We start from the raw sequence: 20709 nt of genomic DNA on the forward strand, positions 1-20709 counted from the left end.
TCAGTGCAGTTTGACCCGGGGGCGCGTGCGCCGCATCAGCAGGCGAGCCAGGGCAAGGGAGGCCGTGCGCGAAATGCCCAACACCGCTTTGTGGTGCATCAGGTGCAGGCTCATGTACATCAAGCGCGCCAGTGTACCGCTTACGAACAGTCCCCGTCCGGCAAGCTTGCCCATCAGGCTGCCCACCCCCGCGTCCTGGCCCAGCGACACCAGCGAGCCGTGATCCTGGTAGACGTAGGGCTCGGTGGGCTCGGCTTTGTGGCGCAGGCGCGCGGTCAGCTTCCTGGCCAGGTAATCGGCTTCCTGATGCGCGGCTTGCGCGCGGGCCGGCACGCTGCGGCCGTCGCGCCAGGGCGCCGAGCAGCAATCGCCCAGGGCCAGGATGTTCGGGTCCGGCGTTTCCAGCCGTTCGTTCACTTCCACCTGGCCCAGCTTGTTCAGCGGCAAGCCCAGGTCGGCCAGCAAGGTCGGCCCCTTGATGCCGGCGGCCCACATGCACAGCTGCGCCGGAAATTCCCGGCCATCGGCCGTCTTGACGCTGTGGCCGGTCACTTCGGACACGCGGCAGGCGGTTTCAACGCCGATGCCCAGTTCGGTCAGCCGGTGGGTGGCGGCCTCTGAGATCTTTTCCGGCAACGCCGACAGAATGCGCGGCGCGCCTTCCACCAAAGTAATGGCCAGATCGCGTTCGGCACGGAAGTTAGGCAGGCCGTAGGCGCTGACCACGTGGCTGGCTTCCGTCAGCTCCACGGCCAATTCCACGCCGGTGGCGCCGCCGCCCACAATCACCAGGTCCAGCCGGGCGGACGGGTTGTGCACCTTGGCCTGGTCCACCAGCGCCATGGCCTTGAGCATGGTCAGGCGGAACTGTTCGGCGTTTTCGGTGGTGTCCAGCGTGACGGCGTGTTCGGCCGCGCCGGGCGTGTTGAAGAAGTTGGACGTGCTGCCCAGGGCCAGCACCAGCGTGTCGTAGGCAAGTTCGCGGCGCGGCAAAACTTCCAGGCCCTGCGTATCGTTGACGGCGTCCACCACGATCTGGCGGCGCTCGCGGTCCACGCTGATCAGGCGGCCCTGCGCGAACGAAAAGCCGTTCATGTGGGCCAGCATCAGGTAGGACAGGCCTTCCTGGTGTATATCCAGGGTGCCGGCGGCCGCCTCGTGCAGCGACGGCTTCCAGATGTGGAAGGGCCGGCTGTCAACCAGCGTAATGTGCTGGCGGCCGTGGATCCGGCCAAGTTTGGCGGCCAGTTCAAGGCCACCCGCACCGCCGCCGACGATGACGATGCGTTCAGAGCGTGTTGACGTCGAATTAGGCATCATGGCTCCCAGTATAAAGACGGCCGCATCCCCCACGGGATGCTGACCGTTTCAATGCATGACGAAACGGCTGATCGCCACGCCGATCCAGACGGCGCCAGCAAAGATCAGCAGCAACATGACCGCCGCGCTGCCCAGGTCCTTGGCGCGGCCCAGCAGCGGGTGGCGTTCCACCGACAAGGCATCGGCCAGCGCCTCGATGGCGGAATTAAGCAGTTCCGCCGCCAGCACCATCACCACCGTGCCCACCAGGAAGAACACTTCGACCGTGGTGCGGCCCAGGAAGAACGCGGCCGGAATCATCAGCACGGCCAGGGCCAGCTCCTGACGGAACGCCGCTTCGTATTTGACGGCCGCCTGCAAGCCCTGCCACGAGTAGCGCAGCGCATTCAGGATGCGGCGCAAGCCGCCGGAGCTTTTGAAGGGCGAGTGTTGCGGGTCGTGGGTCATGTGCGCGTAGGAAGGCCGGGTGTGGCGGCTTTTTAACAGATATGGGTTGCCCGCGTGACGCGGCGCAAACCTATGGGCAAACCCTAATTGTGACGCATGGCCGGCAGGCGCAGGATTCTGGTCAATTGGTAAGGCCACTTTACCCGTCCGATTTCACCCCACCCACCATGCCGATCCAGACCATCGAGCCGCGCCGCTTGTACCGCCAGATCGCCGACCAGCTGCGTTTGCTGATCGAAGCGGGCGAATTTCCGGTCGGCGCGCGGCTGCCGCCGGAACGCGACCTGGCGCTGAAGCTGGGCGTGTCGCGCCCGTCCGTGCGCGAGGCGTTGATTGCGCTGGAAGTCGAAGGCTGGGTGGAAGTGCGCATGGGATCGGGCGTCTACGTGCAAAGCCTGTCGGGGGCGCCGCGCGCCAGCCTGACCGCCGAAAGCCCCCTGGAGACCATCCGCGCCCGCTGGACCATCGAAGGCGAACTTGCCGCCCAGGCCGCCCGCAGCCCCACGCCCGCGCTGGTCGACGGACTGCTGGAAGCCGTGGGCACCATGGAAGACGAAGCCCGTGCCGGCTACGTGCCCATACGCGGCGACCGCCTGTTTCACCTGCGCGTGGCCGAAATGGCCAACAACGCCGTGCTGGTGCGCGTGGTGGGCGAACTGTTCGACGAACGCCACAACCCCTTGTCCGTGAAGCTGGGCGACTACTTTGAAAACCCGGACAGCTGGGCCGTCGCCATCACCGAACACCGCCGCGTCATCACCGCCATCGCAGCGGGCGATGAGCCGGCCGCGCGCGCCGCCATGCATCACCATCTTTCCTGCTCGTTCGACCGCCTGACCGCCAGTTGGCCGGGCGCGGCCGAGACGATGCGCATCGATAGCAAAGAACCGGCGGCGTCCTGACGCCACCGGGGGGTCCTAAAGTCGCAGTCGCAGTACCAAGGTGCACCACGTATGTGATATTCCGATGTGAAACATAAGGCGGGTCGGCCCACAACACCCTGCGCCGCGCCCGCTACCTCAAAGAGAGGAGACAACATGAACAAAGGCAACGCTATCAAAGTGCTGTTTGCCGCCGTCGCGCTGGCCGTCAGTGGCAGCGCGCTGGCGCAAACCAAATTGAAGTGGGCGCATGTGTACGAGACGTCCGAACCCTTCCATACCTCGTCGGTGTGGGCGGCTCAGGAAATCGAGAAACGCACCAACGGCCGCTATCACATCGACGTCTATCCCGCCTCTCAGCTGGGCAAGGAAAACGACATCAACCAGGGCCTCACCCTGGGCACGGTGGACATGATCATTTCCGGCTCCAGCTTCGCCGCCAAGAGTTTCCCGCGCATCGGCGTCACCTACTACCCCTACACCTTCCGCAACCCCGAGCACCTGATCGCCTACACCAAAAGCGACATCTACAAAGAGCTGACGGGCGGCTACGACCAGAAAAGCGGCAACCACATCGTCGCCACCACCTACTACGGCACACGCCAGACCACGTCCAACCGCGCCTTCACCAAGTGCTCTGAAATGAAGGGCATGAAGATCCGCGTGCCCGACGTGGCCGCCTACCTGGCCATGCCGCGTGCCTGTGGCGCCAACACCGCGCCCATCGCGTTTGCCGAGGTCTACCTGGCCTTGCAGAACGGCACCGTGGAGGCCCAAGAGAACCCGCTGACCACCATCGAAGCCAAGAAGTTCTACGAGGTGCAGAAGAACATCGTGCTGACCGGTCATATCGTCGATCACTTGAACACGGTGATCTCGGGCAAGCTGTGGAAGAGCCTGTCCGACGAAGACAAGAAGATCTTCGCCGAGGTTTCGCGGCAGGCCGCTGAGAAGGCCTCGGCCGAAGTGGCCGACAGCGAAAAGAAGATGGTTGAAGTGTTCAAGAAGCGCGGCCTGAACGTGGCCGAAGTCAACATCGACGACTTCCGCAAGACCGTGCTGGAGAAGGTGCCGTTCGAGCAATACGGCTATCAGAAATCGGATTGGGAAAAGATCCAGGCGGTGAAGTAGCCCCCTGGTGAGCGCCCGCGTGGGCGGGCCTTGCCGGCCCGCCCCACCTTACCCATTCCGATCAGGGGAACGTCATGCACTCCAACGCGAAAGCGGCGCCGATGGCGGCCGTCAGCCACGGCCCGACGCCGCTGCAAAACCACGCAACGTCGTCTTCCGGCCCGCATCAGACCAGCGTCGACGACATCGTTCATAGCTTCGAAGAGGCCGACCAGCACGAAGTGAGTCTGGCCGGCTATCAGCCCGAGGACTGGATCTGCCTGGGCATTTTCTGGGTAATGTCCGGCCTGGTCTTCCTGCAATTCTTTTCCCGCTACGTGCTGAACGATTCGTTCGCGTGGACCGAGGAACTGGCGGTGTACTGCCTGATCGGCGTGGTGTTTCTGGGCGCCGCCATGTGCGTGCGCGCCTGCCGCCACATCCAGGTGGACTTCCTGTACCGCTACCTGCCCAAGCCGGTGGGGCGCGTGCTGGCCACCGTCATCGACATCCTGCGCACGGTGTTCTTCGGCTACGCCGTGTGGCTCACGTATCGCTACATCGTGCTGGTGGGCGACGAGCCCATGACCACGCTGTTCTGGAACAAGTCCTATGTGTACTGGCTGGCCCTGGCGGGCTTTGCCATGATGTTCGTGCGGTCGTTGCAGGTGTCCGTGCAGAACTGGCGACAAGGCTATTCCATCCTGGAAAATCCCGCGGCCTACGAGTCGCAGGATTGATCCGACACGCCGGGCTTGGCCCCTATGACGTTGCAGTGCCTTTCCAGGAGCATGCCATGGGCACATTGATTGGAACCTTTCTGCTGTTGATGATTCTGGGCCTGCCGGTGGCGGTGTCCATGGCGGGCGCGTCGCTGTTGTTCGTGCTGATCTCGGGCAGCGTGCCCGACGTGGTGGTCGCGCAGCGCATGATCGCGGGGGTGGAGTCGTTTCCGCTGCTGGCCGTGCCTTTCTTCATCCTGGCCGGCAATCTGATGAACATCGCCGGCATCACCGGCCGCATCTACAACTTCGCCGTCGCGCTGGTGGGGTGGATGCGTGGTGGGCTGGGGCAGGTCAACATCATTGGCTCGGTGGTCTTCGCCGGCATGTCGGGCACCGCCATCGCCGACGCGGCCGGCCTGGGCACCATCGAAATCAAGGCCATGAAAGACCACGGCTACGAAACCGAATTCGCCGTGGGCGTCACCGCCGCGTCGGCCACGCTGGGGCCCATCATTCCGCCGTCCTTGCCCTTCGTCATCTACGGCATGATGGCCAACGTGTCGATCGGGTCGCTGTTCCTGGCGGGCCTGATCCCAGGCGCCGTGCTGACGCTATTGATGATGCTGACGGTGGCGTACTACGCGCGCCGCAACAATTGGGGCGGCGACGTCGCCTTCAACTGGAAGCGTCTGGCCGGCGCCGGCCTGGAAGTGCTGATCGTGTTGGCGTTTCCGCTGTCGATCTGGCTGATGACGCTGGCCGGCGTGTCGCCCAACATGGCCACGGGGATTTCGTTCGTGGCATTGCTGGTGCTGGACTGGCGCTTCAACTTTTCGGCCGTCATGGCCTTGATGGCGCCCGTGATCCTGATCGGAGGCATGACGCTGGGTTGGTTCACGCCCACCGAGGCGGCTGTGGCGGCGGTGATCTGGGCGCTGTTCCTGGGCCTGGTGCGCTACCGCTCGATGACGCTGCGCACGTTGGCCAAGGCGTCGTTCGACACCATCGAAACCACGGCGTCCGTGCTGTTCATCGTGACGGCGGCATCGGTCTTTGCGTGGTTGCTGACGACGACGCAGGCCGCGCAGGCGCTGACCGACGCCATCCTCAGCGTGACGCAGAACAAGTGGGTGTTCCTGCTGATGGCCAATGTGTTGATCCTGATCGTGGGATGCTTCATCGACACCATCGCCGCCATCACGATTCTGGTGCCCATCCTGCTGCCCATCGTGCTCAAGCTGGGCATCGACCCGATCCACTTCGGTTTGATCATGACGCTGAACCTGATGATCGGCTTGCTGCATCCACCCATGGGCATGGTGCTGTTCGTGCTGGCGCGCGTGGCGCGGCTGTCCGTTGAACGCACCACCATGGCCATTCTGCCGTGGCTGGTGCCGCTGTTCGTGGCGCTGATCGCCATCACCTACATCCCCCAGATCACCCTGTGGCTGCCCACCGCGATGGGCATGGCCGGCAAATAAAAAAGGACGCACTCATGTCGGAAAGACTGCAAGGCAAGACCGCCATCGTCACTGCCGCCGGCCAGGGCATCGGCCGCGCCGTGGCCGAGGCGTTTGTGCGTGAAGGCGCCAACGTGCTGGCCGTGGACATCAACGCAGCCGCGCTACAGGCGCTGTCGGGCTGCCGCACGCAAGTGGTGGACGTGACGGACGGACGCGCCATCACGGCGCTGGCGCAAGACGCGGGGCCGGTCAACGTGTTGTTCAACGGCGCGGGCTTCGTGCACGCCGGCACCATCCTGGACTGCGACGAAGACGCGTGGGACTTTTCCTTCGATTTGAATGTGCGGTCCATGTACCGGCTGATCCGCGCGTGCCTGCCGGGCATGCTGGCGCGCGGCGGCGGCTCCATCGTGAACATGGCGTCGGTGGCCGGCAGCATCAAGGGCGCGCCCAACCGCTGTGCTTACGGCGCGACCAAGGCCGCCGTCATCGGGCTGACCAAGGCGGTGGCGGCGGACTTCGTGGCGCAAGGCATTCGCTGCAATGCCATCTGCCCGGGCACCGTCGAATCGCCATCGTTGCACCAGCGCATTGAAGCGCAGGCGGCGGCAAGCGGGCAGACGATTGCCGCCGTGCAGGCCGCGTTCACCGCCCGCCAACCCATGGGCCGCATTGGCCGCGCGGATGAAATCGCCGCGTTGGCGGTGTATCTTGCCAGCGACGAATCCGCCTTCACCACGGGCACCACCCAGGTGATCGACGGCGGCTGGACGAACTGAGGCTCTCCCTCTTTCCTATTTCCTATTTCTATTTCCTATTTCTATTTCCGCAACAAGGAACCGATATGAAACTGATGCGCCATGGCGCCAAAGGCTCTGAAAAGCCAGGCCTGATCGACAACCAGGGCAAGGTGCGCGACCTGTCTTCCGTATTGCCCGACATCACCGCGCAAACGCTGACGCCCGCGCGCCTGGCCGAACTGCGCGCGCTGGACGCGTCCACGCTGCCGCTGGTGGCCAATCCCGGCCGCATCGCGCCGCCCTGGAGCGGCATGGGCAAGTTCATCTGCATCGGCCTGAACTACGCCGACCACGCCGCCGAATCGGGCCTGCCCGTGCCGGCCGAGCCCGTCATCTTCATGAAGCCCACGTCCGCCGTCGTCGGCCCCAACGACCCCGTCGTGCTGCCGCAGGATTCCATCAAGACCGATTGGGAAGTCGAGCTGGGCGTGGTCATCGGCGAAAAGGCGCGCTACGTCAGCGAAGCCGACGCCATGAAGCACGTGGCCGGCTACTGCGTGGTCAACGACGTGTCCGAACGCGAATACCAGATCGAACGTGGCGGCACCTGGGACAAGGGCAAGGGCTGCGACACCTTCGGCCCCATCGGCCCCTGGCTGGCCACCGCCGACGAAATCCCCAACCCGCAAGACCTGGAGATGTGGCTGGAAGTGAACGGCAAGCGCTATCAGAACGGCAGCACGCGCACCATGGTGTTTGGCGTGGCGCAGCTGGTGGCGTATGTCAGCCGCTTCATGACGCTGTATCCGGGCGACCTGATCAGCACCGGTACGCCGCCCGGCGTGGGCATGGGGCAAAAGCCCGCGCCCGTGTACCTGAAGGCGGGCGACGAGATCAAGCTGGGCATCGCGGGCCTGGGCGAACAGCGCCAGCGCGTGCATGCCTGGGACCCGGCCTTGATCGACGGCTGATCGCTCGCCCGCCCCGCACCCCTTACTTTCCGGAGTCTTCATGTCCCACAACGATACGGCCGTCATACGCATCCACCCGGCGGATAACGTGGTGATCGCCCGGCGCCAGCTGGTCAGCGGCACAAGGCTAGACAGCGAAGGGGTGACGGTGCAAGGGCTGGTGCCGCCCGGCCACAAGGTGGCCGTGCGCGCCATCGCGGCGGGCGAGCCGGTGCGCCGCTACAACCAGATCATCGGCGTGGCGCGCCAGCCCATTGCGGCCGGGCAGCACGTGCACACGCAGAACCTGGAATTCTCGGATTTTGAACGCGACTACGCCGTGGGGCAGGGCGCGCATCCCACCGACTACGTGGCCGAACCCGCCACCTTCGACGGCATTGTGCGCGCCGACGGCCGCGTCGCCACACGCAACTACATCGGCATCCTGACCAGCGTGAACTGTTCGGCCACGGTGGCGCGCGCCATCGCCGACCACTTCCGCCGCGACATCCATCCCGATGCGCTGGCCGCCTGTCCGAACGTGGACGGCGTGGTGGCGTTGACGCACGGCGCGGGCTGCGCCACCGGCAGCGAGGGCGAACCCTTGAAGGTGTTGCGCCGCACCTTGGGCGGCTATGCGCGCCATGCCAACTTCGGTGGGCTGATGGTGGTGGGGCTGGGCTGCGAAACCAATCAGATCGGCGGCCTGATGGAACAAGAGGGCTTGCGTGAAAGCGGCCTGCTGCACACCTTCAATATTCAGGACACCGGCGGCACGCGCAAGACGGTGGCGCGCGGCATCGAGCTGGTGGAACGCATGCTGGAGCAGGCCAATCAGGTGCAGCGCCAGCCGGTGTCGGCCGGCCACCTGACGGTGGGCCTGCAATGCGGCGGTTCCGATGGCTATTCGGGCATCAGCGCCAACCCCGCGCTGGGCGCCGCGGTGGACCTGCTGGTGCGCCACGGCGGCACGGCCATTCTGTCGGAAACGCCCGAGATCTACGGGGGCGAACACTTGTTGACACGCCGCGCGCAAACCCCGGCCGTGGCCGACAAACTGCTGGCGCGCGTGCGCTGGTGGGAAGACTACTGCGCCCGCAATGACGCCGAGATGGACAACAACCCGTCGGCCGGCAACAAGGCGGGCGGGCTGACGACCATTCTGGAAAAGTCCCTGGGCGCCATCGCCAAAAGCGGCACCACCAACCTGACCGACGTGTTCGAATACGCCGAGCCCGTGCGCTCGCGCGGGTTGGTGTTCATGGACACCCCGGGCTATGACCCCGTATCCGCCACCGGCCAGGTCGCGGGCGGCGCCAATTTGATCTGCTTTACCACCGGGCGCGGCTCAGCGTATGGCTGCGCGCCCGCGCCATCGTTGAAGCTGTCGACCAATACCGCGTTGTGGCAACGCCAGTCCGACGACATCGACATCAATTGCGGCGAAGTGGTGGACGGTGCGCAAAGCGTGGCGCAGATGGGCGAACGCATCTTCCAGCTGATGCTGCAAACCGCGTCGGGACGGCGCACCCGCAGCGAAGAACACGGCTATGGTCAGAACGAATTCGTGCCATGGCAATTGGGCGCGGTGATGTAGGCGAACGGCGCGCAAACCATGAGCGCGATGAACACAACGACGACATTGTTGCATTTTGTCACTGTCCCGGCATCGAACAAATCGGCGTCTGCGGATATCCTCACCCGCGCGCCGACTGGCCGGTCATCCGACAGGTGCATGGCGCCTTCCGCCAGTGGTCAACCATGCTTGAACGTTTGAATACGGAGTCGTTGCCGCGTCTGCCCGCGGACGTGGAAAAACCCATCTATGACCGCAGCCGGCTAACGCCCGGCATCGTGCATCTGGGCTTGGGCGCCTTTCATCGCGCGCACCAGGCGGTGATGACGGACCTGGCCATGGAAGCCAGCGGCGATCTCAGCTGGGGCATCCTGGGCGTGTCGCTGCGCCGGCCCAACACGCGCGATGCGCTGACGCCGCAAGACGGCCTGTACACGCTGGCGCTGCGCGACGGCGGACCCGATGGCCAGGCGCGCGAGCAACTGCGCGTGGTGGGTTCGGTGCTGCGTGTGATGGTGGCGGAAGAAGACCCCAACGCCGTGCTGGAGCGGATTGCGTATCCGCAGACCCGCATCGTCAGCCTGACCGTGACCGAAAAGGGCTATAGCCACGAGCCGGCCACGGGCCACCTGCGCTGGGATGATCCGGACATCCTGCACGACCTTGAAAACCCGCATCGTCCGCGCAGCACCATCGGCATTCTGGTCCACGGCCTGGCGCTGCGCCGCGAGCGCGGATTGCCGCCCGTCACGCTGATGTCGTGCGACAACCTGCGCGGCAACGGCGACCTGCTGCGCAACCTGGTGCTGGCCTTTGCGCTGCGCGTGGACGTCGCCCTGACGGGATGGATCGACAAACACTGCACCTTTCCCAACTCCATGGTGGACCGCATCGTGCCGGGCACGGACGACGATGACCGCCGGCGCATCGCCGACAAGCTGGGCGTGCAAGACGCCTGGCCCGTGGTGGGCGAGCCCTATCTGAACTGGGTGATCGAAGACAAGTTCGCCGCCGGCCGCCCGGCTTGGGAAACGCAGGGCGGCGCCACCTTCGTGCGCAACGCCGCGCCCTACGAACGCTTGAAGCTGCGAATGGTGAACGGCCCGCATTCCGCCTTCGCCTACCTGGGCGCGCTGCTGGGGCACCGGACGATCAGCCAGTCGGTGCAGACGCCCGCGCTGCATGCGTTCGTTGACGCCATGATGCGGCTGGAAATCGCGCCTACGTTAAAGGGCATCCCTGACAGCGGGCTGGAGGAATACCGCCGCCGCTTCCTGGAACGGGTCGCCAACCCCGCGCTGCCGCATCCGATACCGCAAGTGGCGATGGACGGCTCGCAGAAAATCCCGCAACGGCTGCTGGAGACCATCCGCGACCGCCTGCGCACGGGCGACGACATCCAGCGTCTATCCCTGGCAGTGGCCGCGTGGCTGCATTATCTGCGTGGCGAGGACGAGCAAGGCGGGCGCTACGCCATCGACGACCCGTTGGCCTCGCGCCTGGCCAAGCTGCTGTCACGCGCCGAGGTGGCGGCCCGCGCGTCCGCGCCGGCGCAATCGGCGCATCGCCGCGCGATGGTGTTGGCGGGATACAAGCCGGTGTTCGGCAGCTTGGGCCGCATGCCCGACTTCGTTGCCGCGCTGGCCACGCATCTGGAAAACCTGCGCCGGCATGGCGTGCTGTACGCCGTGCAAGCCGCTACTTGAGGAGAGCGCCGCATGTCCGGGCAAAGCCGAGTGGATGCCGATGAATGGGAACGCTGGGCCGGGGCCTGCCTGCGCGCACAAGGCTTCAGCGATGAAGACGCGCACTGCCTGGCGGCCAGCCTTGCGCAGACCAGTTTATGGGGCATTGATTCGCACGGCATCGCGCGGTTGCCGCACTACCTGAACCGCGTCGCGCATGGCTCGATCGCGCCGCGCCCCGCCATTCGCATCGAACGGACGGGGCCCGGCACGGCCCAGCTGCACGGCGGGCAAGGGCAGGGCATCATCGTGGCGCACCAGGCCAACGCGCTGGCCATTGAACTGGCGCGCGAAGCGGGCATCGCCGCCGTGGGCGTCAGCGATTCCTCGCATTGCGGCGCGGTCGGCTTGTATAGCCGGGCGGCGGCACGGCAAGGCTTGATCGGCATTGCGTTCACCCATTCGGATTCGATTGCCGCGCCGCATGGCGGCCATCAGCCGTTCTTTGGCACCAACCCGATATCGCTGGCGTTTCCGCGCGCGGGCGCGCAGCCCTTGTGCCTGGACATGGCTACCACCGCCATTCCGTGGAACCGCGTCATGAACGCGCGCCGCGATGGCGTGACGTTGCCGCCGGGCGTGGCGCTTGATGCGCGGGGGCGGGATTGCACGGACGCTGACGCCGTGCGCGCGCTGCGCCCGTTGGGCGGTGAAGAATACGGCTACAAAGGCTACGGGCTGGCCATGATGATCGAGCTGCTGTGCGGACCGTTGAACGGCAACCCCTACGGCCCGCATATCTCGCCCATGTATGAACAATTGCAGCGCCCGCGCGAGCTGGGTGCGTTCTTTATCGTGATCGACCCGGCTCGCTTCGCGGGCGGCGCGGCGCTGGCGGGTGTGGTGGCTGCGATGGCGATGGAACTATCGGGGCAACCCGGTGCGCCTCGCATGCCGGGCGACCCTGAAGCGGCGGCCGAAGCCACGCGCCGGCAAGACGGCATTCCCGTGCCGCCCGCCTTGTGGGCGCAGATGCAGGATTGGAGCCTGCGCCTGGGCGTGCCGCTGCCCGCGCAACGTGTCTGAGCAACCGGACCTACACCCCCAGGTACTGCAACAGCCGGGGCTCGTCATCCAGAAACGCTTGCGATGATCCCGTCCAGGCCACGCGTCCCTTTTCGACGATGGCGTGATGGTCGGCCGTGGCCAGCAGCGGTTCCAGGTTCTTGTCGATGCACAGCACGGCCAGCCCGGTCTGCTTCAGACTGTCCAGCGCCTGCCAGATTTCTTCCCGCACCACGGGCGCCAGCCCTTCGGTGGCTTCATCCAGAATCAGCAAGCGTGGGTTGGTCAACAGTGCACGCCCGATTGCCAGCATCTGCTGTTCGCCGCCAGATAGATGGCTGCCCAGATGCCGCGCGCGTTCGGCCAAGCGCGGAAACAGCGCGTACACGCGGTCCAGCGACCACGGCTGCGCCAGGCCCTGGCGGTTGTGCGCGGTGGCGACCAGGTTTTCGCGCACGGACAGGTTCGGGAAAATATGCCGCCCTTCAGGCACCAGCCCGATGCCGCATTGCGCCACCTTGTAAGACGGCAGCCGGCTGATGTCCCACCCATCAAAAACAATGCTGCCCGCGGTGGCGCGCGTCAGCCCCATCACGGTATTCACCGTGGTGGACTTGCCCATGCCGTTGCGGCCCAGCAGCGTCACGAATTCGCCCGGGCCGATGTCCAGGTCGATGCCGAACAGCGCCTGACTGGCGCCATAGTGCGCCGTCACGCCACGCAGCGATAGCAGGGGGCTCATGCGGCGGCCTCCTGCTTGCGGCGGGCGCTGGCGCGTTCGCTGCCCAGATAGCATTCGCGCACCTGCGGGTTGTTGCGGATCTGGTCCGCCGTGCCGCATGCCAGCGCGCTGCCGTAGACCAGTACCGTAATGCGGTCTGACAGCGCGAAGACGGCTTGCATGTCGTGTTCCACCAGCAAGATCGTGTAGCGGCCGCGCAGCTGCAACAGCAGGCGCGTCATGGCCTCGGATTCGTGTTGGCTCATGCCCGCCATGGGCTCGTCCAGCAACAGCAGCGACGGCCGGCAAGCCAGCACCATCGCCAACTCCAGTTGCCGCAGTTCGCCATGCGCAAGCTCGTTTGCCGGCGTATTGGCGCGGGCCGATAAGCCAGCCAGCGCCAGCGCATCGCGGGCCGGCTCCGTCAGCGCCGGCGTGGATAGCACGGGTTTGAAGAACCGAAAGCTATGTCCGCGCCGCGCCTGCACCGCCATCGCCACGTTCTCCAGGGCGGTGAACGGCTTGAACACCGACGTGATCTGATATGAGCGTGCCAGGCCGTGGCGCACCCGCGTGTGCACCGGCATGCTGGTGATGTCGCGGTTATCCAGCAGCACGCGGCCGGCGTCGGGCCGAAGCTCTCCGCTAAGTTGGCCGATCAGCGTGGTCTTGCCCGCACCGTTCGGGCCGATCACCGCGTGCAGTTCGCCGGCCTGCACGTCCAGCGACAAATTGTCCGTGACCGTCAATCCGCCATAACGCTTGACCAGGTTTTCAACACGCAATGCGCTCATTGCGGCTCTCCGGAAGGTTGGCCCAGCGGCGTGGCCGCGCGACGCCGCCAGGGCGTGTCGGGCAAACTGCCATACACGCCCCGCCGCGACACCAGCACCACGCCCACGATCAACAGGCCCATGACCAGCATCCAATGCCCGGTCAACAGCTTCAGCCCTTCTTCCAACAGCAGGAATGCCAGCGCGCCGACCACGGGGCCAAACAGCGTGCCGATGCCGCCCAGCACCACCATCACAATCAGTTCGCCGGATGTGGTCCAGGCCAGATACGACGGGGATACGTACATCGTCAGGTTGGCCAGCAGCACGCCCGCCACGCCGCAGATCATGGCCGATATCACATAGGCGGCAAGCCGGTAGCGCAACGTGGGAAAGCCCAGCGCGCGCATGCGCCGTTCGTTGGCCTGGCAGCCGCGCAACGCCATGCCGAACGGCGCGTGAATCAGCCGATGCATCAACGCCAGCACCGCCAGCAACATGCCGAAGGCCGCGTAATACAACGCCAGCGGCGTATCCAGCCGGAACGCGCCAAAGTCACTGCCGGCAAACAAGGACATGCCGTCGTCGCCGCCAAAGCCTTCCAGACCCGTGGCCAGAAAATAGAACATTTGCGCGAACGCCAGCGTAATCATGATGAAGGCGATGCCTGATGTGCGCATCACCACGTAGCCGCTGATCAAGCCCACCACGGCGCAGGCGCCCAACGCGCCCGCCAGATGCAGCCAGCCGCTTTCGATACCGTAGTGCGACATCACGCCCACCGAATACGCGCCCAAGCCCAGATACAACGCATGCCCAAAGCTGACCATGCCACCAAAGCCCAGCAACAGGTTCAAGGCCAGCGCTGCCACGCCGTACACCAGCACGCGGCCGAACAGGGCCAACAGGAAAGGTTCGCCCTGCCAGTGGGCATACACGGGCACCAAGGCCAGCAGCACCAGCAACACGGTGGCGACGAGAAAGCGCGCGGAGGGTAGGTACATGCGATTCCCCTTATCCATGCTTGACGGGAAACAGGCCCTGCGGCCGCATGGCCAGCACCAGCGCCATCACCACGTAGATCAGCATGGATGCAATGGCCGGCCCGGCGGCATTGGCCGCGGCGGGCGGCAGCGTGGCGCGCAACAAGGTGGGCAGCAGCGCGCGGCCCAGCGTGTCGATCAGCCCCACCATCAACGCCGCCAGAAACGCGCCGCGTACCGAACCGATGCCGCCGATCACGATCACCACCAGCGTCAGGATCAGGATGGGTTCGCCCATGCCCGTCTGCGCCGACAGGATCGGGCCGGCCATCAGCCCCGCCAAGCCGGCCAGCACCGCGCCCAGCACAAACAGCAAGGTGTTCAGCCGCGCAATGTTCACGCCCAGCGCACCCACCATCATGCGGTCGGTGGAACCGGCGCGGATCAGCATGCCCAGCCGCGTGCGGTGGATCAGCACATAGCAGCCACCGGCCACCAGCAGGCCCACCACGATGATCAGGAAGCGGTACAGCGGATACGTCACCCCCAGGATGTCGATGGTGCCCGACAGCCACGACGGCAGCCCCATGCTGATGGGCGCCGGGCCCCAGATGATGCGGGTCAGCTCATTGAAGAACAGGATGAAGCCGAAGGTGGCCAGCACCTGGTCAAGGTGGTCGCGCGGATACAGCCGTGCCAGCGCAATGCGGTCCAGCAGCAGGCCCAGCGCCGCCATGCCCACGATGACCGCGGCGCCGGCCAACAGAAACGATCCGGTGTGGCGGAACACGGTGGCCGCGATGAACGCGCCCATCATGTACAGCGATCCGTGCGCCAGGTTGATGAAGTTCATAATGCCGAACACCAGCGTCAGGCCGGCGGCCAGCAAAAACAACAGAATGCCAAGCTGCAAGCCGTTCAAGGCCTGCACTAGCAGCAGCGTCGCGGACATGGTCGTCACCTTTGGCGCGGGGCCGGCGCGGCCCCGCGCATCACTTCATTACGCATTGCGCGGCGTACTGGTCGGACACTTTGGACAGGTCCGCGAAGATGGGGCCCTTGTTCACGAACGCCACTTTGCCGTCCACACCGGCCTGCACGTCGGCGCGGAAAAATCCGGCCACCGGAAAGTGATTGGGCTGATAGCGGAATTCCCCGCGCACCGACGTAAAGTCGGCCGCTTCCAGCGCCTTGCGCAGCGCGTCCTTGTCATCGACCTTGCCGCCCGTTTTCTTCAGCGCCGACCCGATCAGCTGGGCCGCGTCGAACGATTGCGCGGCGTAGCTGGACGGCTCGCGTCCGTACTTCTGGCGAAACGCGGCGGCAAACGCCTTGTTGGCGGCGTTGTCCAGGTCGGGCGAATACGGCACGTTGGTCACGGCGCCCAGCGCATCCTGTTGCAGCGCGGGCAGCGTGGCCCCGTCGATGGTGTCCACCGACAACAGCGGTATCTTGCCGAACAGCCCGGCCTGCCGGTACTGCTTGATGAAGTTCACGCCCATGCCGCCCGGAAAGAACACATACGCCGCGTCCGGCTTGGCGTCGGCCAGCGCCGCCAGCTCTACCGAGTAGTCGGGCTGGTTGACCTGGGTGAAGACTTCGTTGGCAATCTGGCCTTTGTAGAAGCGCTTGAAACCGGCCATCGCGTCCTTGCCGGCCTGGTAGTTGGGAGCCAACAGGTAGACCTTCTTGAACCCCATCTGGTTGGCCATTTCGCCGCTGCCTTCGTGGCGCTGCGTGTTGTTCCAGGACGTGGAAAAGAAATAGGGCGAACAGTCCTTGCCCGCCAGGTTGGTCGGCCCCGCGTTGGACCCCACCAGGAACACGCCCGCGCTGGTCACCGGCCGCACCACCGCCAGCATCACGTTGGAATACACCACGCCGGTAATGATCGGCACCTTGTCGCTTTGCACCAGCTTTCGCGCGGCCTGCACGCCCACTTCGGGCTTGAACTGATCGTCTTCCTTGATGACCTGCACCGCCACGCCGCCCAGCTTGCCGCCGCCTTGGTCCACGGCCAGCATGAAGCCGTCCAGCTGGTCCTGGCCCAGCACGGAGCCGGGGCCGGTCAATGTCGTCAACAGGCCGATCTTCACGTCGGCCATCGCGGCGCCTGACAAGGCCAGGCCCATGGCCGCAGCGGCGGCCAGCGTGGTGGTGCGATTCATGTCTTTTCCCTTGAGTTGCCGTGTGTCACGGTCGTGGTGTCTTGCCCCGCGTAGGGGTTAGGGCTGCAAACCAAAGAACGTCGTCGTGTTGCGAAACAGGATCTTCTGCTGCACGTCGGGCACCAGTTCAGCCTGCGTCACCAGGCGGCCCACTTCCTGTTCACCCAGCGGGTAGGGGTAGTCGGAACCCAGCAGCACGCGGTCTTCGCCCATCACGTCAATCAACAGGCGTAGCGAACGCGGGTCGAACACGGCGCTGTCGGTGTAGAAGCGGTCGGTATAGGACGAGGGCAGGTGCGGGCAGTCTTGTCGGATGATGTCGCGATGCCGCCAGGCGTTGTCCACGCGGCCCAGCAGGTACGCAAAGCTGCCGCCGCCGTGCGCGAAGCACAGCTTCAGGCTGCGCGGAATGCGTTCGAAGGCGCCGGACAAAATCAACGACAGAATGCCCAGCTGCGTTTCGGCGGGCATGGCTACCAGCCAGGGCAGCATCCACTTCTTCATGCGGCCATCGGTCATCATGTCCCACGGATGCACCAGCACCGGGATATCGTTGTGGGCGCAGTGGACAAGGAACTGCACCAGCGTGTCGTCGTCCAGGTCGCGCGGGCCGACGTGGTTGCCAATCTGCACACCCAGGTGGCCGGCGGCGCGTGCGCGGGACGCTTCTTTGCAAGCTAGCTCCAGGTCTTGCAGCGGCACCTGCGCCAGCGCTTTCAAGCGCGCGGGCGCATGGGCGCAGTGTTCCAGCGCCAGGTCGTTCATGCGGGCCGCCCAGTCGGCGGCAAGCTGCCCGGGGTAGGTGTAGCCGAACATGATTGGCGTGGCGCACAGGATCTGCACGTCCACGCCATGCCGATCCATCTGCTCGATACGCAGCGCCGGGTCCCACAAGGTGGCGTCCACCGGCCGGAACTCGCGGTCGCCCGCCATGATCTGGCCGGTGGCGCCGCCGGCGTCCGGGCGCAGCCAGGGCGCGTGCACGGGATCAAGCGCCGCCGCTTCCTGCCGCGTGATCGGCGGAAAGAAATGGGCGTGCATGTCGATTTTCTGAATCATGGATAACGGCTTCGCAAGAGGGGGGGCGCTAGGCGGGCACGGCTTGTCCGGCGGGCGCATGGCCTTTGCCGGGATGAATCTGGCCACAGCCGGGGCAGGTACGCTTGTCGGTGCTGTCGTAGAACGCCTGGAATAGCGGCGGCAGGTCGGTGACGATGCTTTTCAACTGCACTTCCACGCGGTGCACCAGGTGGCCGCAATGCGGGCAATACCATTCAAAGCCATCCAGCAGGCCCACGGGGCGCTGACGCTCGATGACCAGGCAGGCGCTGTCGGGTTCGGGGCGTTGCGGCGAATGGCGCACGCGCGGCGGCAACAAAAAGATGTCGCCTTCTTTCAAGTCCACGCGTTCGGGCTTGCCGTCCACCCACAGCGACAACCAGGCGTTGCCCCGAATTTGGTAGAAGAATTCTTCCAGCGGGTCATCGTGATAATCGGTGCGGTGGTTGGGGCCGCCCACCACGGTGACGATGAAGTCGGCGTCTTGCCAGATCTGCTGATTGCCCACGGGCGGTTTGAGCAGATGCGCGTGATCGTCGATCCAGCGCTGGAAATTCAACGGCGGGCCATAGGCGGGCATGAAGATCTCCGGGGAGCTTGGTTTGATGAAGTCTAGGGGGCGAGCGCGCCGGGGGAATAATAGAAATTGCGCGGTTGGATATGCGGCTTATCTATCGCGGGGTTTCCCGTAGGGAAACGGATGCGCCCGCGCCCGAGCCCGCGCCCGCGCCCGCGCCCGCGCCTGTCCGTTATGCGGGCCGTGCCGGTGCCGGTTCGCGCTGCGCCGTGATGGCTTGCAGGTATTCCACCAGTCGCTGGCAAGCGGGCGTCATCGGACGATCGGCGCGCACGGAATAGCCCACGTCGCCAAAATCTCCGAACACCGTCGTGGGCAGGCGCGCCAGCAAGCCCATGGACAGGAACTGGGCCGCCGCGTCGTAGGGAATCAGCGCCAGCGCGTCGCTATGCATCAGGATGCCGATGTTGGTGAGCAACGATAGGGATTCCACGTGGCGCGCCGGCAGGCGCAGGCCGGCGTCGAAAAACGTGCGCTCAACCGATGCCCGCAGTGGCGAAGTGGGCGCGGGCAGAATCCAGATGTGATCCGCCAGGTCCGCCAAGCTGACCTCTTGCGCGGCGGCCATGGGATGCTGGGCGCCGACCACCAGGCACAGTGCCTCGCGATAAAGCTTGTGATGGTCCACCGCTACGCCGGATATCGACGCCATGTCGGCGCCGGGCAGCCGGCCCACGACGATATCGACGTCGCCCGTGGCCAGCGCGGGCAGCAGCTGGGCCGACGGCCCTTCGCGCACGGTGACCTGGATGCCCGGGTGGTCCGTCATCATGCGGGCAATGGCTTCGGGCAGCAATTTTGCGGACGCGGCGATCAGCGTGCCCACCACCACGTGGCCGTTGGCGCCGCCCAGTACCGCGTCGATGTCGTCGGCCATGTAGCGCACTTCGGCCAACATGGCGTGCACGCGACGCCCCAGCACCAAGGCAAGCTCCGTGGGCGTGACGCCCCGGTTCGACCGTTCAAACAAGGTCGCGCCGAAGAAGGCTTCCAGGTCGTGGATGGCCTTGGTGACGGTGGGCTGGGTCAGGTGCAGTTCGCTGGCCGCGCGCGACAGCGACCGGCGCGCCAGCACGCGTTCGAAGATCTGCAATTGATGCAGCTTCAGCTTATGGCTTAGCGCGTTGGGCGTGATGCGGAAGTTCGACATGCTTGGGGGCGCCCGCCTTGATTGAAATCAGCAAGTGCGGGTGCGGCAACGGATACACCGCAGCGCGTGTGCGGGCGGGGCCATCAGCGTCGAAGAACTCGCGGTAGTCGCGATTGTATCCAGCGGCCTAGGCTTGTGGGGGTGCCGCGGGGGCCGGGTCCGTCTTGCCGGGCTTGGCGGCATCGCCGAAGCGCAGCGCGAATTGCCGGGTGAACACCGCGCCAAAGAAGAAGATCTGCGCGGAATAGTAGATCCACAGCAGCAAGGCAATCAGCGAGCCCGCCGCGCCATAGGCGGACACGGCCGCGCCCCGGCTCAGGTACAGGCCGATGCCCCATTTGCCCACCAGGAACAGCGCGGCCGTCACGATGGCGCCCGGGATCACGTCGCGCCAGGATATTTTTGCGCTGGGCAGTAACTTGAAGATCACGGCAAACAGCGCGACCACCACGGCAAACGAAAACAGCGTCGACGCCCAATCCACCACCTTGGCAACGGTGGATGCCATCCACAGGTCGCCATACAGTTTTTGCGCGGCGCCCAGCGCGGCGTTTACCGTCAACGACACCAGCAGGAACAACGCCAGCACCAGCACCAGGCCAAACGACAGCATGCGGCTGCGCACCATGCCCTGTATGCCGCCCTTCTGGTTGGCGGGCACGTCCCACAAATCGTCCAGGCTGGCCTTCAGTTCAGCAAAGGCGGTGGTGGCGCTGAAGATCAGCACAAAAATGGAGATCAGCGCGGCGATCCACCCGCCGCCGGATTCATGCGCGCTGGCCAATACCGTCTGGATGACTTCCGCGCCGCGTTCGCCGGTCAGGTCGCGCATCTGCAAGAAAAGCTCGGACCGTACCGCGTCTTCGCCATAGAACGCGCCGGCCACGGCGATCACCAGGATCAGCATCGGCGCCAAGGAAAACACCATGTACAACGCCAGCGCGGCGCCCTTGCTGGATGCGCGGTGGCTTGACCACTGGTTGGCGGAGTCCATCAACAGCCCGCCAATCTCGGACGGACGCAAGGCTCGCAGGCTCTGGGGTAGGCGCATAGGGCTTGGGCGGCGTGGGCGAAGGAATCTTCATTGTAGGGACGCATGCGTCCCGGGGAAACCGCGAGTTTGTGCGCAAACGTGTTCGCACCGGGCGCCACGGGGCGCGGTGGAAACAACAGGCAATGTGTGCGGTGACCGGACGGCGAATCCGTCGTCGATAGCGGGCAGGAGCGCACAAAAAGATGGGCGCACAAAAAGAAAAACCCCCGGGGCGAAGGTCCGGGGGTTTTTCAGATACTGCGTTCCCCGGTTTTGACGCCGG

Annotated in this window: 20 protein-coding genes; 9 read left to right on the top strand and 11 right to left on the bottom strand. The window is 65.4% G+C overall.

The genetic code is table 11. The annotated features are described in order from the left end of the window. On the bottom strand, positions 1-1320 hold the full coding sequence (locus V6F88_RS17220) for an NAD(P)/FAD-dependent oxidoreductase (protein WP_332610961.1): 1320 nt from the start codon (positions 1318-1320) through the stop codon (positions 1-3). A 48-nt stretch (positions 1321-1368) separates the two neighbouring features. Beyond that, the gene (locus tag V6F88_RS17225; protein WP_006221640.1) at positions 1369-1767 is read right to left on the bottom strand and encodes a diacylglycerol kinase; all 399 of its coding nucleotides are present in this window, start codon (positions 1765-1767) and stop codon (positions 1369-1371) included. Between the two features lie 167 nt (positions 1768-1934). On the opposite strand from V6F88_RS17225, the gene V6F88_RS17230 reads away from it, so the two are divergent. The 9 genes from V6F88_RS17230 (at position 1935) to V6F88_RS17270 (ending at position 11983) form a co-directional block, all read left to right on the top strand. Continuing rightward, entirely contained in the window at positions 1935-2669 is a 735-nt protein-coding gene (locus V6F88_RS17230) for a FadR/GntR family transcriptional regulator (protein ID WP_332610962.1), read from the top strand. Between the two features lie 135 nt (positions 2670-2804). Further along, positions 2805-3779 carry a sialic acid TRAP transporter substrate-binding protein SiaP gene (locus V6F88_RS17235; RefSeq protein ID WP_332610963.1) on the top strand — a complete coding sequence of 325 codons (975 nt, stop codon included), beginning with the start codon at positions 2805-2807 and terminating at the stop codon, positions 3777-3779. A gap of 74 nt (positions 3780-3853) precedes the next feature. Beyond that, positions 3854-4498, top strand: coding sequence for a TRAP transporter small permease (locus V6F88_RS17240; RefSeq protein WP_332610964.1), 645 nt, complete (start codon positions 3854-3856; stop codon positions 4496-4498). Between the two features lie 56 nt (positions 4499-4554). Next, positions 4555-5964, top strand: a complete 1410-nt coding sequence (locus V6F88_RS17245) for a TRAP transporter large permease (RefSeq protein WP_332610965.1) — start codon at positions 4555-4557, stop codon at positions 5962-5964. Positions 5965-5978: 14 nt separating this feature from the next. Then, positions 5979-6725 carry an SDR family oxidoreductase gene (locus V6F88_RS17250; protein ID WP_332610967.1) on the top strand — a complete coding sequence of 249 codons (747 nt, stop codon included), beginning with the start codon at positions 5979-5981 and terminating at the stop codon, positions 6723-6725. A gap of 65 nt (positions 6726-6790) precedes the next feature. Next, positions 6791-7657 carry a fumarylacetoacetate hydrolase family protein gene (locus tag V6F88_RS17255; RefSeq protein ID WP_332610969.1) on the top strand — a complete coding sequence of 289 codons (867 nt, stop codon included), beginning with the start codon at positions 6791-6793 and terminating at the stop codon, positions 7655-7657. A 40-nt stretch (positions 7658-7697) separates the two neighbouring features. Then, positions 7698-9233: a UxaA family hydrolase gene (locus tag V6F88_RS17260; RefSeq protein WP_332610970.1), complete on the top strand. Its 1536-nt coding sequence runs from the start codon at positions 7698-7700 to the stop codon at positions 9231-9233. Between the two features lie 164 nt (positions 9234-9397). Then, a complete protein-coding gene (locus V6F88_RS17265) occupies positions 9398-10918 on the top strand; it encodes a mannitol dehydrogenase family protein (protein ID WP_332610971.1) in 1521 nt (506 codons plus the stop codon). Between the two features lie 12 nt (positions 10919-10930). Further along, positions 10931-11983, top strand: a complete 1053-nt coding sequence (locus V6F88_RS17270) for an Ldh family oxidoreductase (protein ID WP_332610973.1) — start codon at positions 10931-10933, stop codon at positions 11981-11983. Positions 11984-11993: 10 nt separating this feature from the next. On the opposite strand, the gene V6F88_RS17275 is transcribed toward V6F88_RS17270, so the two are convergent. The 9 genes from V6F88_RS17275 to V6F88_RS17315 form a co-directional block, all read right to left on the bottom strand. Beyond that, positions 11994-12704: an ABC transporter ATP-binding protein gene (locus tag V6F88_RS17275; protein ID WP_332610974.1), complete on the bottom strand. Its 711-nt coding sequence runs from the start codon at positions 12702-12704 to the stop codon at positions 11994-11996. Continuing rightward, positions 12701-13477 (bottom strand): ABC transporter ATP-binding protein, encoded by a 777-nt coding sequence (locus V6F88_RS17280; RefSeq protein WP_332610975.1) that lies wholly within the window; start codon positions 13475-13477, stop codon positions 12701-12703. Before V6F88_RS17280 ends, V6F88_RS17275 begins: the two co-directional genes overlap by 4 nt. After that, positions 13474-14460, bottom strand: a complete 987-nt coding sequence (locus tag V6F88_RS17285) for a branched-chain amino acid ABC transporter permease (RefSeq protein WP_332610976.1) — start codon at positions 14458-14460, stop codon at positions 13474-13476. The genes V6F88_RS17280 and V6F88_RS17285 overlap by 4 nt, the downstream gene beginning before the upstream one ends. Positions 14461-14470: 10 nt before the next feature. Further along, positions 14471-15391: a branched-chain amino acid ABC transporter permease gene (locus V6F88_RS17290; protein WP_332610977.1), complete on the bottom strand. Its 921-nt coding sequence runs from the start codon at positions 15389-15391 to the stop codon at positions 14471-14473. Positions 15392-15431: 40 nt separating this feature from the next. After that, a complete protein-coding gene (locus V6F88_RS17295) occupies positions 15432-16607 on the bottom strand; it encodes an ABC transporter substrate-binding protein (RefSeq protein ID WP_332610978.1) in 1176 nt (391 codons plus the stop codon). 57 nt (positions 16608-16664) lie between these two features. Next, a complete protein-coding gene (locus V6F88_RS17300; RefSeq protein WP_332610979.1) occupies positions 16665-17666 on the bottom strand; it encodes an amidohydrolase family protein in 1002 nt (333 codons plus the stop codon). A gap of 28 nt (positions 17667-17694) precedes the next feature. Further along, positions 17695-18246 (bottom strand): 3-hydroxyanthranilate 3,4-dioxygenase, encoded by a 552-nt coding sequence (locus V6F88_RS17305; protein WP_332610981.1) that lies wholly within the window; start codon positions 18244-18246, stop codon positions 17695-17697. A 169-nt stretch (positions 18247-18415) separates the two neighbouring features. Beyond that, positions 18416-19393: a LysR substrate-binding domain-containing protein gene (locus V6F88_RS17310; protein WP_332610983.1), complete on the bottom strand. Its 978-nt coding sequence runs from the start codon at positions 19391-19393 to the stop codon at positions 18416-18418. Positions 19394-19520: 127 nt separating this feature from the next. Next, complete coding sequence (locus V6F88_RS17315; RefSeq protein WP_332610985.1) at positions 19521-20444, bottom strand: YihY/virulence factor BrkB family protein; 924 nt, start codon at positions 20442-20444, stop codon at positions 19521-19523. Positions 20445-20709 lie beyond the last annotated feature (265 nt).

Source organism: Achromobacter sp. ESBL13 (assembly GCF_036668755.1).
Classification (GTDB): Bacteria; Pseudomonadota; Gammaproteobacteria; order Burkholderiales; family Burkholderiaceae_B; genus Achromobacter.

Excerpts from the sequence above, each read along its gene's own strand:
- V6F88_RS17220 (WP_332610961.1), bottom strand. The coding sequence starts at position 1,320 with ATGATGCCTAATTCGACGTCAACACGCTCTGAACGCATCGTCATCGTC.
- V6F88_RS17225 (WP_006221640.1), bottom strand. The coding sequence starts at position 1,767 with ATGACCCACGACCCGCAACACTCGCCCTTCAAAAGCTCCGGCGGCTTG.
- V6F88_RS17230 (WP_332610962.1), top strand. The coding sequence starts at position 1,935 with ATGCCGATCCAGACCATCGAGCCGCGCCGCTTGTACCGCCAGATCGCC.
- V6F88_RS17235 (WP_332610963.1), top strand. The coding sequence starts at position 2,805 with ATGAACAAAGGCAACGCTATCAAAGTGCTGTTTGCCGCCGTCGCGCTG.
- V6F88_RS17240 (WP_332610964.1), top strand. The coding sequence starts at position 3,854 with ATGCACTCCAACGCGAAAGCGGCGCCGATGGCGGCCGTCAGCCACGGC.
- V6F88_RS17245 (WP_332610965.1), top strand. The coding sequence starts at position 4,555 with ATGGGCACATTGATTGGAACCTTTCTGCTGTTGATGATTCTGGGCCTG.
- V6F88_RS17250 (WP_332610967.1), top strand. The coding sequence starts at position 5,979 with ATGTCGGAAAGACTGCAAGGCAAGACCGCCATCGTCACTGCCGCCGGC.
- V6F88_RS17255 (WP_332610969.1), top strand. The coding sequence starts at position 6,791 with ATGAAACTGATGCGCCATGGCGCCAAAGGCTCTGAAAAGCCAGGCCTG.
- V6F88_RS17260 (WP_332610970.1), top strand. The coding sequence starts at position 7,698 with ATGTCCCACAACGATACGGCCGTCATACGCATCCACCCGGCGGATAAC.
- V6F88_RS17265 (WP_332610971.1), top strand. The coding sequence starts at position 9,398 with ATGCTTGAACGTTTGAATACGGAGTCGTTGCCGCGTCTGCCCGCGGAC.
- V6F88_RS17270 (WP_332610973.1), top strand. The coding sequence starts at position 10,931 with ATGTCCGGGCAAAGCCGAGTGGATGCCGATGAATGGGAACGCTGGGCC.
- V6F88_RS17275 (WP_332610974.1), bottom strand. The coding sequence starts at position 12,704 with ATGAGCCCCCTGCTATCGCTGCGTGGCGTGACGGCGCACTATGGCGCC.
- V6F88_RS17280 (WP_332610975.1), bottom strand. The coding sequence starts at position 13,477 with ATGAGCGCATTGCGTGTTGAAAACCTGGTCAAGCGTTATGGCGGATTG.
- V6F88_RS17285 (WP_332610976.1), bottom strand. The coding sequence starts at position 14,460 with ATGTACCTACCCTCCGCGCGCTTTCTCGTCGCCACCGTGTTGCTGGTG.
- V6F88_RS17290 (WP_332610977.1), bottom strand. The coding sequence starts at position 15,391 with ATGTCCGCGACGCTGCTGCTAGTGCAGGCCTTGAACGGCTTGCAGCTT.
- V6F88_RS17295 (WP_332610978.1), bottom strand. The coding sequence starts at position 16,607 with ATGAATCGCACCACCACGCTGGCCGCCGCTGCGGCCATGGGCCTGGCC.
- V6F88_RS17300 (WP_332610979.1), bottom strand. The coding sequence starts at position 17,666 with ATGATTCAGAAAATCGACATGCACGCCCATTTCTTTCCGCCGATCACG.
- V6F88_RS17305 (WP_332610981.1), bottom strand. The coding sequence starts at position 18,246 with ATGCCCGCCTATGGCCCGCCGTTGAATTTCCAGCGCTGGATCGACGAT.
- V6F88_RS17310 (WP_332610983.1), bottom strand. The coding sequence starts at position 19,393 with ATGTCGAACTTCCGCATCACGCCCAACGCGCTAAGCCATAAGCTGAAG.
- V6F88_RS17315 (WP_332610985.1), bottom strand. The coding sequence starts at position 20,444 with ATGCGCCTACCCCAGAGCCTGCGAGCCTTGCGTCCGTCCGAGATTGGC.